10 protein-coding genes and 3 pseudogenes are annotated in these 12,694 nt (G+C 68.2%); 5 read left to right on the top strand and 8 right to left on the bottom strand.

Features of this window, described 5'->3' with window-relative positions:
* Nucleotides 1-180, top strand: a pseudogene (locus FV222_RS29400) (hypothetical protein); the annotation flags it as partial.
* 139 nt (nucleotides 181-319) lie between these two features.
* Here FV222_RS29400 and FV222_RS07395 read toward each other — a convergent pair.
* Nucleotides 320-1,228 carry a LysR family transcriptional regulator gene (locus FV222_RS07395; RefSeq protein WP_147752129.1) on the bottom strand — a complete coding sequence of 303 codons (909 nt, stop codon included), beginning with the start codon at nucleotides 1,226-1,228 and terminating at the stop codon, nucleotides 320-322.
* Nucleotides 1,229-1,404: 176 nt separating this feature from the next.
* Between FV222_RS07395 and FV222_RS07390 the strand changes: the two genes are divergently transcribed.
* A complete protein-coding gene (locus FV222_RS07390) occupies nucleotides 1,405-2,256 on the top strand; it encodes an SDR family oxidoreductase (RefSeq protein WP_147813679.1) in 852 nt (283 codons plus the stop codon).
* A 17-nt stretch (nucleotides 2,257-2,273) separates the two neighbouring features.
* Entirely contained in the window at nucleotides 2,274-3,281 is a 1,008-nt protein-coding gene (locus FV222_RS07385) for an NAD(P)-dependent alcohol dehydrogenase (protein WP_147813677.1), read from the top strand.
* A gap of 45 nt (nucleotides 3,282-3,326) precedes the next feature.
* Here the strand turns inward: FV222_RS07385 and FV222_RS31020 are convergent, their stop codons facing one another.
* Nucleotides 3,327-3,701: an FAD-dependent monooxygenase gene (locus FV222_RS31020; protein WP_246685362.1), complete on the bottom strand. Its 375-nt coding sequence runs from the start codon at nucleotides 3,699-3,701 to the stop codon at nucleotides 3,327-3,329.
* Between the two features lie 777 nt (nucleotides 3,702-4,478).
* Here FV222_RS31020 and FV222_RS07375 point away from each other — a divergent pair.
* Nucleotides 4,479-5,756, top strand: a complete 1,278-nt coding sequence (locus tag FV222_RS07375) for a hypothetical protein (protein WP_187277249.1) — start codon at nucleotides 4,479-4,481, stop codon at nucleotides 5,754-5,756.
* A 46-nt stretch (nucleotides 5,757-5,802) separates the two neighbouring features.
* Here FV222_RS07375 and FV222_RS07370 read toward each other — a convergent pair.
* The 3 genes and pseudogenes from FV222_RS07370 to FV222_RS07365 form a co-directional block, all read right to left on the bottom strand.
* Nucleotides 5,803-6,132, bottom strand: a pseudogene (locus FV222_RS07370) (ribonuclease H); the annotation flags it as partial.
* Nucleotides 6,116-6,229: pseudogene (locus FV222_RS31980) on the bottom strand (NAD(P)-binding protein); the annotation flags it as partial. The pseudogenes FV222_RS31980 and FV222_RS07370, both read right to left, overlap by 17 nt.
* A 21-nt stretch (nucleotides 6,230-6,250) precedes the next feature.
* A complete protein-coding gene (locus tag FV222_RS07365; protein WP_147813681.1) occupies nucleotides 6,251-8,671 on the bottom strand; it encodes a PAS domain S-box protein in 2,421 nt (806 codons plus the stop codon).
* Nucleotides 8,672-9,049: 378 nt separating this feature from the next.
* On the opposite strand from FV222_RS07365, the gene FV222_RS07360 reads away from it, so the two are divergent.
* Nucleotides 9,050-9,466, top strand: a complete 417-nt coding sequence (locus FV222_RS07360) for a hypothetical protein (RefSeq protein WP_147813672.1) — start codon at nucleotides 9,050-9,052, stop codon at nucleotides 9,464-9,466.
* A gap of 124 nt (nucleotides 9,467-9,590) precedes the next feature.
* On the opposite strand, the gene FV222_RS07355 is transcribed toward FV222_RS07360, so the two are convergent.
* The 3 genes from FV222_RS07355 to FV222_RS07345 form a co-directional block, all read right to left on the bottom strand.
* Nucleotides 9,591-10,568, bottom strand: coding sequence for an HWE histidine kinase domain-containing protein (locus FV222_RS07355; RefSeq protein WP_147813670.1), 978 nt, complete (start codon nucleotides 10,566-10,568; stop codon nucleotides 9,591-9,593).
* Between the two features lie 315 nt (nucleotides 10,569-10,883).
* Nucleotides 10,884-12,443 carry an ABC transporter ATP-binding protein gene (locus FV222_RS07350; RefSeq protein ID WP_147813668.1) on the bottom strand — a complete coding sequence of 520 codons (1,560 nt, stop codon included), beginning with the start codon at nucleotides 12,441-12,443 and terminating at the stop codon, nucleotides 10,884-10,886.
* 10 nt (nucleotides 12,444-12,453) lie between these two features.
* On the bottom strand, nucleotides 12,454-12,694 hold a 241-nt coding region (locus FV222_RS07345; RefSeq protein WP_281406874.1), incomplete at its 5' end, for a ring-opening amidohydrolase.

Raw genomic sequence — 12,694 nt, 5'->3', positions numbered from 1 at the left:
CTGCTGGCCGACGCCCCGACGCTGGCGGCGGTCCGCGACCGCTGCCGGGACGCCGGCCTGACGCCGGACGAGGAAGACGGCGCGCTCGTGCTTCAGGACCCTTGGGGGACCCGATTCCGCCTGGTGCCGCAGGCGGGCGTTTTTCGCGAGAGCGAGCCGACGCGCATCCCGGCATCCTAGGGGCGACGCGGGAGCGACCCAGCTGCACGGACGGATGTCGGATCGCCACTCACGTGCGAACCTTGCGGATTGTAGCCTTCGCGACGGCCGGTCCGCCGGGTTGGTCGGAAGTCCGAACGATCGCTCGAAAGCCCTGTCCTCACCACTCCGACGCCATCGCGGGGATGGTTTCGGCGAGGAACGCGACCCAGGCCCGGGTCTTGGCGGCCGGGCGGCGGGTGGGGTGGGTCAAGGCCTGCACCCAGCCGAGATCCATGGTCGGCACGTCGAGGTCGATCTCGACCAGCGCGCCCCGCGACAGCTCGGCCGCGGCGACGAAGCGCGGCCCGTAGACGAGGCCCTGGCCGGCCGCCGCGGCGCGGACCAGCGCCTCCCCGTTGTTGGCGTGCATGCTGCCGCGCACCGGGACGACGACCTCCCCGCCGCGCCCGAAGCTCCAGGTCGAGGTGCCGGCCTGCGAGACGATGGTGTAGCCCAGGCAATCGTGAGCGGTGAGGTCCGCGAGGATCCGGGGCGTCCCCCGTTCGCGCAGGTAGCCGGGTGCGCCGCACAGCGCGATCCGCATCGGCGCGAGCTTGCGCGCGACCAGGCTGCTGTCGACGAGCCGGCCGATGCGCACCGCCACGTCCCACTTCTCCTCGAGCAAATCGACGTAGCGGTCGGTGAAGCCGAACTCGACCGTCACCCGCGGATGGCGCGCATGGAAGGCGGGTAGCAGCGGCGCGAGGTGGAGGACGCCGAAGGTCGCGGGCGCGCTCACCCGCAGCAGCCCCTCGACCTCCAGGGCGCGCGAAGCCGCCTCGCCCTCCGCCTCGCCGATCTCGGCCAGGATGCGCTCGGTCCGTTCCAGGTAGGCGGCGCCGGCCTCGGTCGGCGAGACCCGCCGCGTCGTGCGATGGACCAGCGCGGTCCCCAGCCGCGCCTCCAGCGCATCGATGTGCTTCGTCGCCATGGCCGCGGACATGCGCAGCTCGCGCGCGGCGGCCGAGATGCCGCCGAGGCGGACCACGCGGACGAACACCTCCATGCCGGTCAGACGATCGGCCACGACCTCGTACTCCTGGTGCGAGCAGATCGTCATACAATGTCGATTATCGTATCGGACGGCAAGGTCCATATCCCGGCTTGCGACAGGCGGCGCCCCCGAACCGGGCCTCCTCCCGGATGACCTCCGCCGACGCCGGACCCGCGTCCGATCCAACTGATCCAAGACGGAGTACACCCATGACCATCGCCGTGACCGGTGCCACCGGCCAGCTCGGGCGCCTCGTGATCGAGCGCCTGAAGGCCGAGGTTCCCGCCGACGCCGTCGTCGCGCTCGTCCGCTCGCCCGACAAGGCGGCCGGCCTCGGCGTCGCCGCCCGCGCCTTCGACTACGCCAAGCCCGACACGATGGCCGCCGCCCTGGAGGGCGTGGAGACGCTGCTGCTGATCTCGTCGAGCGAGGTCGGCCAGCGCGCCGTGCAGCACCGCAACGTCATCGAGGCCGCCAAGCGTGCCGGCGTCGGGCGCATCGTCTACACCAGCATCCTGCACGCGGACCGCTCGCCGATCAGCCTGGCCGAGGAGCATCGCGCGACCGAGGCGGATCTGGCCGCGTCCGGCATCCCCGCCACGATCCTGCGCAACGGCTGGTACGTCGAGAACTACACCGCCTCGATCCCGCCGGCGCTCGCCAACGGCGCCTTCGTCGGCAGCGCCGGCGACGGCAAGCTGTCCCTGGCGTCACGCGCCGACTACGCCGACGCCGCGGTCGCGGTGTTGACCGGCCAGGGTCATGAAGGCCGCACCTACGAGCTCGCCGGCGACGACGCCGTGACGCTTTCCGATCTCGCCGCCGAGCTGTCGAAGGCGGCCGGGCGCGCGATCCCCTACCAGAACCTGCCGCAGGACACCTATGCCGGCATCCTCAAGGGCGCCGGCATCCCCGACGCCTTCGCCGAAGGGCTCGCCGCCTGGGACGTCGACGCCTCGCAGGGCGCGTTGTTCGACGACGGCCGCCAGCTCTCCCGGCTGATCGGCCGCCCGACCACCCCGCTGGCGCAGGCGGTCCGCGACGCCCTGCCGGCCGCCTGAAGAAGGAAAACGTTTCGATGAAGACCATCGCCTGTGGCGGCGCGCTCGGCCTCGACGGGCTCTCGATCGTCGACGGCCTCGATCCCGGCGCGCCCGGGGCCGGCGAGGTGCGCGTGCGCATCCACGCCAGCTCGCTCAACTTCCACGACCTCGCCGTCGTCACCGGGCGCATGAAGACCGCCCCCGGGCGCGTGCCGATGTCCGACGGCGCCGGGATCGTCGAGGCCGTGGGCGCGGGCGTCGCCGACCTGTCGGTGGGGGACCGCGTCGTCTCGACGTTCTTCCCGCACTGGATCGACGGCGAGCCCACGGTCGCCGACTTCTCGACCACGCCGGGTGACGGCGTGGACGGCTACGCCCGCGAGGTCGTGGTCGCGCCGGCCAGCGGCTTCACCCGCGCGCCGGCCGGCTACAGCCACGCGGAGGCGGCGACGTTGACCACCGCTGGGCTGACGGCCTGGCGGGCGCTGGTGGCGAATGGCGGTCTCAAGGCGGGCGACAGCGTGCTGGTGCTCGGCACCGGCGGCGTGTCGATCTTCGCGCTCCAGATCGCCCAGGCGATGGGGGCGACCGTCATCGCCACCTCGTCCTCCGACGCGAAGCTGGAACGCGCCCGCGGGCTCGGGGCGGACCACCTCGTCAACTATCGCACCCGGCCCGACTGGGGCATGGCGGTGCGCGACCTGACCGGCGGGCGCGGCGTCGACCACGTGGTCGAGGTCGGCGGTGCCGGCACGCTCGCAGAGTCGATCGTGGCGGCACGGGTCGGCGGCCACATCGCGCTGATCGGCGTGCTCACCGGGCCGGCCGGCCCGGTGCCGACCGCGGCGCTGATGGCACGCCAGCAGAGGCTTCAGGGCCTGATCGTCGGCAGCCGCCGCCTCCAGCAGCAGATGATCCGCGGCCTGGAGGCGACGGGCCTGCGTCCGGTGATCGACCGCAGCTTCGCGCTGGACGACATCGCCGAGGCCTTCCGCCTGCAGCAGGCCGGCGGTCACTTCGGCAAGATCGCCCTCGAATATTGATCGCGCGGAAGAGACGGCCTCCGCTTCGATCGCGCGGAGGCCGTGTCACACCTCCGGCACCGGATACCGGCTCAGGTCCGGCTCCTTGGCGCGGCCGGCGGTGAAGCGCGCAGCCAGGCGGCGGGCGGGCTTGGTGCTCGCGATGCGCAGGGCGCCGTGGAGCAGGCGGATGCCGAGGCGGGTGTTCGGGTTCATCAGCTTCGGCGCGATCTTCGGCACGCCCTGCCCGTCCTCGACCATCGGGCGCATCGCGCGCTCGTAGGCGGCGAAGGCTGCCGCGACGTCGTCGGCGGCGGCCAGCTCCGCGGCGAGGACGTAGGCGCCGGCGACGGCCAGCGTCGTGCCGATCCCGGCGAGCGGCGTGGCGCACCAGGCCGCGTCTCCGGTGACCGCCACGCGGCCGCCGGACCACCGCGGCATCCGCACCTGGCGCAGCACGTCGAAGTAGAAGTCCGCGGTGGCGTCGAGGCCGGACAGGACGCGCGCGGCCTGCCAGCCGGCGTCGGCGAAGCGTTCGCGCAGGTAGGCCTTCTGCCGGGCGGCGTCCCAATCCTGCTCGCCGCCCGGGGGCTGGCGCAGGGTCAGCATCGCGCGGGTGGTGCCGTGCTGGTCGGGACGCAGCGAGTTCATCCTCAACGCCTGGACGAAAGAGCCCGATCGCTTCAGGATCAACCCGTCACACCTCATCCTCCGACAATACACCTAGCTTGCGACCTGGCCGAATGGGTTGGGAAGGTCGTGGAGGCACCTGGGCTCGGGAAGGTGCTTCACGCCATCCGTCACCGACTCATGACGTGCTGCCGCTCCGCTGGCGTTGAGGAGCAGTATGTAGAGGCCATCGCCGTCCACGCTCCTGGTAGCCAGAACCGGCAGTACGGGGATTTCCACTTGTGGTGCTTGCGAGAGAAATAGCGAAGCTACACAACTCAAGGGTTGAAGGCGTGCATATTCCACGTCAAGATTCGCCTTAATAAATTACTGAAATGGTGATTCGTGATAGACAAATTGAGCGGTCTTACCCCATCAGAGCAGTACCTTGGAAGAATTTGCAGAAACACCTTTCTTAGCCTTTGGAGTTACGCAAACCCTTTCACTAACCGCGGGGCAAATTCACGAAATCCACAAGGTAAAGAGTTATGCGACCTATTAGTGGTATTCGGCCGAGATGTAATCATATTTTCTGATAAGTCTTGCGATGTGCCAACCTCGAACGATATCCAGATAGATTGGAACAGATGGTACAAACGGGCGATTGAAAAGTCCGCGGAGCAAATATACGGTGCAGAGCGATGGATCAGAAAACATCCACATAGAATCTATCTAGACAAAAACTGCACTTCTAAGTTCCCTATTAACATACCCACAATTGAAAATATCCGCTTCCACCGTATCGTTGTCGCCTTAGGTGCCGGCCAACGAGCAGCACAATATTTTGGGGGCGGAAGTCGTGGAATTCTAGTTTTAATTCCTTCCATAATAGGGGGTCTTCATTATAATACGTCGCCTCCTTTCGGCCCATTCAGGATTGGTCAGCCAAATCCATCCAAGGGTTTTGTCCATATTTTTGACGACGTAACCTTAGATATCGTAATGGGAGAACTCAATACTATCTATGACTTCGTCAATTACCTTAATAAAAAAGAAAAGTTTTTATTAAGTTCGAGGGTTGGTATATGTCACGGCGAAGAAGAATTACTAGGTTTTTATTTGAGTAACATTTATACGGAGGGGGTTCCCTCGTTTGATTTGCCAGATCTGCCGCAATTTGCTGATACGTCGCTTATTTTATTGGAAGGCTTGTGGGACGAATTTATAAGTAGTGATTTGTATAGAGTTCAAAACGATATTAAGCGGGCCAGTCTTTTAATTGACACCTTGATCGAAAATGCTTCTACACACATTCAGGAGGGAACTCTTGCATACGGTAGAGAATATACGTTTCATTCCCACGAAGAAAATATGAGGTTTATGGCTGCGGAGTCACGAAATGCTCGGAGTATGTTTGCTCATGCCATATTACAAAAAATTTCAACTACTTCACCCAATATGCGAACCAGCATAGTCCTACCATCTACCTATGACGACAGAAAGTTTGTGTTTCTACTCGTCTCCCGAGTTGCCAGTCAAACACAACACGCCTTTCGAATTGCAAGGCAAAACATGCTTCAAGCCTATGCTCATGTCGTCAAATCTTTAAATCCAAGCATCAGGTTTGTGTATGGAATTGTTACTGAGTCTGGCAAAAATAAAACGGGGAGATCAGAGGATTTTATGAGTTTCGATTTTGCCGAATGGACAGAAGAAGATCAGTTATTAGCAAAACGAGTGCAGTCTGAAATGAAAATACTCGACGAAGTTAACCCAAGAACCATATTCGATCCTCCAAACATATCAAGATACGCTCCTGATTTAGGAAATCGAAAAGTGCGGCGCAAGCGAAAATCTTCGAAGAAGCGCAAGGATTGGTTATCGTAAATAATTCTTGATCGATATAACAAATTTGTCGCTTGCCGATTCAGCGCTAGCTTCTTGCTTGCCCGCTCGCGATCCTGTCCACGCGCTCGTTCAGCTCATGCCCAGCGTGGCCCTTCACCCACGTCCACGCCACGCTCTCGTGCCGCGCCACCGCCATCTCCAGCAAGCGCCACAGCTCAACGTTCGCCCCCGGCTTGCCGCCCGCTGCCTTCCGTCCCCGGAGCTTCCATTTCGGGAGCCATTACGAGAAGCCCTGGATCACGTACTTGCTGTCCCCGAGCATGTTGACGAAGGCGCCGGAGCGTAGCCCATTCAGCCCGGCGATTGCAGCAGACAGTTCCATCTTGTTGTTCGTGGTCGCGGCATTCGGGCGCCCGCTCGACGACGGTGACGTCGAAGCCGGAGCGCCCCAGCCACCACGCCGCGGTGTTGCCGGCGACGCTGGCGCCGGTGATCAGGATGCGGCGGGGCATGCGGGGCTCGTGGTGGACGGATCAGGGCCCCGCCGCGCCGGCGCGGTTGACCGCCCGCCGCAGGGTGCGGGACAGGTCCTCCACCGAGTAGGGCTTCTTCAGGAGCGGGAAGCCGTGGGTGCCCTGCTCGGCGATGACGTGGCTGTAGCCGGAGGCGAGCACGACCGGCAGGCCGGCTTGGCGGTGGCGGATCTCCCGCGCCATGTCGATGCCGTTCATCCCCGGCATCACCACGTCGGAGAACACCACGTCGAAGCGCGGGGACGCGGAGAGCACCGTCAGGGCCTCCTCCGCGCTCATCGCCCACACGGTCTCGTAGCCGAGCTCGCGCAGGGCCTGGGTGGCGAAGGAGCCGACCTCCTGGTTGTCCTCGACCACGAGGACGCGGGTGCCGTGCCCGTCGGCCAGGGGCTCGGGCTCGCCGTCGTCCTCGGCCGCCACCGAGCGCCCGACCTCGCGGGGCAGGTACAGGGTGAAGGTCGTGCCCTCGCCCAGCGTGCTCTCGACCACGACCTCGCCGCCCGACTGCTTGGCGAAGCCGAACACCTGCGACAGGCCGAGCCCGGTGCCCTGGCCGACGCCCTTGGTGGTGTAGAAGGGCTCGAAGATCCGGTCGAGGTCGGCGGTCGCGATGCCGGTGCCGGTGTCGCGGACCGTGACGGCGACTAAGTCGCCGGCGACGCGGGGATGGGCGCGCACCGCCGGGATGGCGGAGGCGCGACGGACGTTGATGTCGAGGCGGCCCTCCCCGTCCATCGCGTCCCGGGCGTTGATGGCCATGTTGACGAGCGCGGTGTCGAACTGGCTCGGGTCGGCGTCGATCAGGTAGGGCACCTCGTTGCCGCGCCCGTCGCGGTTGGCGGCGACGTCGGTGACCACGCGGATGCGGGCGCCGGTGAGCGTGCCGACCATGTCGGCGACCGAGGCGACGCTGCGGCCGACGTCGAACACCTCCGGGGTCAGGGACTGGCGCCGGGCGAAGGCGAGCAGCTGCCCGGTGAGCTTGGCGGCGCGGGTGACCGTGTCGGAGATCGCGCCGATGTAGCGCTGGCGGCGCTCCTCCGGCAGGTCGGGGCGCTTGAGCAGGTCGGTCGAGGACCGGATCACCGTCAGCAGGTTGTTGAAGTCGTGCGCGACGCCGCCGGTGAGCTGGCCGACCGCCTCGAGCTTCTGCGACTGGCGCAGCTGCTCCTCCAGGGCGCGGCGCTCGGTGACGTCGCGGCCGGCGGCGTAGAAGTGGTCCTCCTGCGGGATCGCGTTCCACGACACCCAGCGGTAGCCGCCGTCGGCGGTGAGCATGCGCACGTCGAGGCTGTCCAGCACCTGGCCGGCGCGCAGCTGCTCGAAGGCGACGGAGGCGGCCGCCTTGTCCTCGGGGTGGACGTAGTCGCTGAACGAGGTGCGCACGAGCTCGAAGGCGGACCAGCCCAGCATCCCGTTCCAGGCCGGGTTGACCGAGCGGTAGAGGCCGTCGAAGCCGCAGACCACGAGGAGGTCGCGGCTGGCCCGCCAGACCAGGTCGCGCTCCGTGGTCCGGTCGCGGGCGGTGTCGCGCAGGACGCTCTCGGCCTTCTGCCGGTCGGTCACGTCGTTGAACAACAGGGCGACGCGGTGCTGCACGGGATCGCCGATGCGCAGGGCCTGGACCTCGAACCAGCGGCCGAGCGCGACGACCCCGCTCTCGAAGCGGACGGCCCGGCCGGTCAGGGCGACCTTTCCGTAGGTGTCGAGCCAGCTCCGCTCGAGGTCGGGCACCACCTCGCTCACCCACTTGCCGACCACGTCGTCGAGGCCGGTGTGGCGCGAGAAGGCGGGGTTGGCCTCGACGAAGCGGTAGTCGACCGCGCGGCCGTCGGCGTCGAACCGCAGCTCGATCACGCAGAAGCCGGCGTCGAGCGCGTTGAACAGGGTGCGGTAGCGCGCCTCGCTCTCGGCGAGCATGCCCTCCTCGGTGCGGAACCGGGTGACGTCGAGCTGGCTCGCGAAGAAGTAGCGCAGGTGGCCCTCGGGGGTGAAGACCGGGCTGACGTAGAGCTCGTTGCGGAAGGTCGAGCCGTCGCGGCGGTAGTTCAGGATCTCGACGACCACGTCGCGCCGCGCGGCGATGGCGTCGCGCACCTTGGCGATGTCGGACGGGTCGGTGTCCGGCCCCTGCAGGAAGCGGCAGTTGCGGCCGATCAGCTCCTCGGCCGAGTAGCCGCACAGGACCTGGAACGCCCGGTTGGCGAAGACGATCGGGTTGTCCGGCAGGTTCGGGTCGGTGACGATCTGCGGCATGCGGGTCTTCTCCGCCGCCGTGAACAGCAGGTCGACGTCCGCCCCGGAGGTGCGCTGGCCCTCCTGTGGCAGGCGCACATGCGCGGCGTTGCGCTCGCGCAGGCGCGCGACTTCGGCCTCGAGTCTCCGGTTCTCGCTGCGCAGGCGCTCGATCTCGTCGTCCATGCCGTCCATTTCCAGGGACATGTTCCGGGAGGCTCGCCGCCTCCGGAACACCCGTTCGCGAACGGTCCGCGGCGACGGCGGAGCGCCCGTCCGGACGCCCGTGATGCCGCCGGCCTTCATGCGTCAGGCGATCGCGTCCGGTCAACGCGGGGGGCGCAGGGGGCATCGCGGACGGTCGCCGCAGGCCGATCCCGAGCGGTCGGAAACCGATGCCCGGCCTCCACGCCGGACCATCCGAGAAGGAGCAGGAAGCCTTGGCACCCAGCGTCGGATTTCCATCGCCGGACGCTGCGACGCAGCGAACGATCATCCCCTGTTGGAACGCGATCGGGCCGAAGGTGTTTTAGGTCCCATACGCATCACGACAGGAGAACTCGAATGCGCAAGCTCGCACTCGCTTCCACCGCGCTGCTCGGCCTCGGCCTGCTGGCGTCGGCGCCCGCCGAGGCCCGCGGCTGGGGTTACGGCGGCGGCTACGGTCACGGTGGCTACGGTCACGGCGGCTACGGCTATCGTGGCGTCGGCTTCCGCGGCGGCTACGGCGGATACCGTGGCTACGGCGGATACGGACGCGGCTACGGCTACCGCCGCGGCATCGGCCCGGGCGCGGCCATCGGCCTCGGCATCGCCGGCCTCGCAGCCGGCGCGATCGTCGCGAATTCCTACGGCGGCTATGGTGGTTACGGCGGATACGGCTACGGCCGCCCGGTCGGCTATTACGGCGGCTACGGCTACGCGCCGGCCTACGGTTACGCCCCGGCCTACGGCTACGGCTACCCGGCCTACGGCTACTGACGAACGGACGCGCGGGCGGGCATCGCCCGTCCGCAGCGGTTCATCGATCGAGGGCGCCCGACGCGAGTCGGGCGCCCTCCTTCGTGTTCGGTCGCGAGGTGAGCGCGGCGCGGCCGCCGGCCCGTCACCGGGCCGGGACCACCATCCGGAAATGCAGCCCGGCGGCGTCGATGGTGCGCTCGAAGCGGCCGGCGAGGCTGCGCTCGATCGTCTGCTTGAGAAGGCGCGAGCCGAACCCGGTGCCGTCGGCCTTGGTGGTCCCGGACGCCGCGCCGGCCTCGGTCCAGTCCAGCGTCAGCACGTCGTCGGCGAACCGCGCCACGAGGTCGAGGGTGCCGCCGCCCGCCAGCGCGCCGTACTTGGCGGAGTTGGTGGCGAGCTCGTGGAAGATCATCGCATAGTCGTTGACCTTGTCGCGCGGCGCCACGACCGCGTCCGCCACGTCCACGGTGATGTCGGCGCCGCGCAGGTACGGCGCCAGGATGCGCTCGGCGAGGTCGCGCAGGCGCACGTCGCCCTGGTCGGCCCCACTGGCGCGCATCGCCAGGGCGGTCGCCTCGTGCAGCACGCCGAAGCGCTGCGACAGGTCCTCGGCGAAGTTCGGCGTCGAGGTCGCCTCCCTTGCGACGATGGCGGTGAGCGCGCGGGCGACCGTGAACATGTTCGAGACGCGGTGGGCGAGCTCGGCGGTCAGCAGCCGCTCGGCCTCCTCGGCGCGCTTGCGGTCGGTGATGTCGAGGAAGATGGCCTGGACCCATTCGCCGACCCGGCCGGCCTCGCCGCCGACGCCGCGCGCCGAGATCCAGCGCGCGTCGGCGCCCTCGCCGATGCGGAAGTCGAAGCTGTAGGCGTGCGGGTCGACGGCGCTCGCCGCCCAATCGCGCATCATCGCCGGGCGGTCCTCGGCGTTCACCCGCGCGAAGAGGGCGTCGATGCCGACCACCGGCTCCGTCGTCTCCCAGAACGCGCGGCAGAGTTCGTCGAGCTGGGCGAGGCGCCGCTCCGGCGACCACGCCCAGAGGCCGACGCCGCCCCGATGGATCGCCGCGGTGAAGCTCGCGAGCGTCCACGCTTCGCCGGTGAGATCCGTGCCCTGCGCCATGCGTCCTTCCGAATCGAGCTGTTCGCATCCTGCCGGAATTCGGCCCGGATGCAGGCGCGGCGCCGTCTCGACGGAAGGGAACTCGGATCCGGCGCCTTTGCTCCGGTCGCGATGTCGCGATGCGGCACCCGCACGAGACCGTCACGCGCGAGGGATGCAGTCGGGCGTCAGCCTTCGGCCCGTTCCACGAAGCGCCGGCATCCGAACACCTCGCTGTCGCGCGATCGCTGAAGGATTCCTTCGCGCGCAGCTACGCGCCCCCTCGATCCCGAGGGGCTTGTGGCCGGACACCCAGTCCCTGTCGGACTCCCGACCTCAGTGATGCCCGGCCATGTGGCGGCCGATTGTGGCCACCTCGGCGGTGGCGGCCGGCGTCTCGTAGACGAGGCGGCCCTCCGACATCACCACGATGCGGTCGGACAGCTCCAGGATCTCGTCGAGGTCTTCGCTGATCAGCAGCACCGCGGCGCCGGCGTTGCGCGCGGCCACGATCCGGTTGCGGATCTCCGAGACGGCGGAGAAATCGAGGCCGAAGCACGGGTTGACCACGATCAGGAGGTCGACCGGGTCGGTCAGCTCGCGGGCGAGCACCGCCCGCTGCACGTTGCCGCCGGACAGGGTGGCGATCGGCGCCTCCGAGGAGGCGGTCTTCACCTTGAACCGCTCGATCAGGTCGCGTCCGCGCCGGGCCATCGCCCCCCGGTCGAGCCAGAAGGTCGGCTTGGCCGTGGGGTCGTCGCCGCGCCGGTCGAAGGCGCGAAAGCCCAGGTTCTCGACCACCGACATCCGCGGCGCGCAGGCGTTGCGCAGCGGCTCCTCCGGGATGAACCGGACTTTTCGCGCGCGGCTCTCGGCGCGGGTGCCGGCATAGGGCGCGCCGGCCACCACCACCCGGCCGCCGGTGGCGCGGACCTGCCCGCCGAGCACGTCGGCCAGCTCCTTCTGGCCGTTGCCCGAGACGCCGGCGATGCCGACGACCTCGCGGGCGCGAACGCTGAGCGCGTCGATCGCGATGTGGCGCAGGCCCGAGGCGTCGGTGGCGGTGACGCCCGCGATGCGCAGGACCTCGCGGGTTTCGTCGGGCGCGCCGACGCGGGCGGCCGGCACGCGCACCTTGCGCTCGCCCATCATCATCGCCGCCATGTCGTCGCGGGAGAGTTCGCCGACCGCGCCGCCGCCCACGAGCTTCCCGCGCCGGAGCACGCTCAGGCTCCGGGCGAAGGTCTCGACCTCGCGGAACTTGTGGCTGATCATGAGCACGGTGAGGTCGCCGCGATCGGTCATCGCGCGGAGCAGCCCCAGCACCTCCTCGGCCTCGGCCGGCGTCAGGACCGAGGTCGGCTCGTCGAGGATCAGGAAGCGGGCTTCGTGATAGAGCTGCTTGACGATCTCGAGCTTCTGCTTCTCGCCCGCCGCCAGCTCCGCCACCGGCCGGTCGAGGTTCAGCCGGAACGGCATGCCGGCCATGAAGGCGGAGAGCCGCGCGCGCTCGCGGCCCCAGGCGATCACGGAGGGCGCGTCGGCGCGGCTGATGACGAGGTTCTCGGCTCCGGTGAGCGAGGGCACCAGCGTGAAGTGCTGGTAGACCATGCCGAGTCCGCGCCCCTGCGCGCCCTTCGGGTTGGTGATCTCGGCTTCGCGTCCGTCGACCAGCACCGTGCCGGCGCTCGGGGCGTAGAAGCCCATCACGCACTTCACCAAGGTCGACTTGCCGGCGCCGTTCTCGCCGAGCAGCGCGTGGAAGCCGCCGGCCGCGATCTTCATCGACACGTCGTCGAGGGCGGCGAAGGCGCCGAAGCGCTTCGTCATGCCGACGGTCTCGACGCCGATGGCGCGCGGCGGGACGGGCGTCGGGACCGGGGCTGGCGACGTCATGGGCGGCCTCTCACGGCGCGTGGGCGATGATCGCGACGGGGCCGCCGCCATCCGGCCCCTGATGCTCGGCGCCGCCCGAGACGTAGAGTTCGGCATGGCCGACGAGGCCGGCGAGCACCCCGCCGACGAAGCCGCGGGCGTGGCGGGTCGCGGCGAGGTCGGAATCGGTGAGCATGGTGGTGCGACGCCCGCGCAGGCGGCCGTCCGACGGGGCCTCGGCCTTGGCCAGCAGCGCCACGAGCCGTTCGCGC

The sequence above is a fragment of the Methylobacterium sp. WL103 genome, assembly GCF_008039885.1.
Taxonomy (GTDB): Bacteria; Pseudomonadota; Alphaproteobacteria; order Rhizobiales; family Beijerinckiaceae; genus Methylobacterium; species Methylobacterium cerastii.
This window is presented reverse-complemented; position numbering and strand designations above follow the sequence as displayed.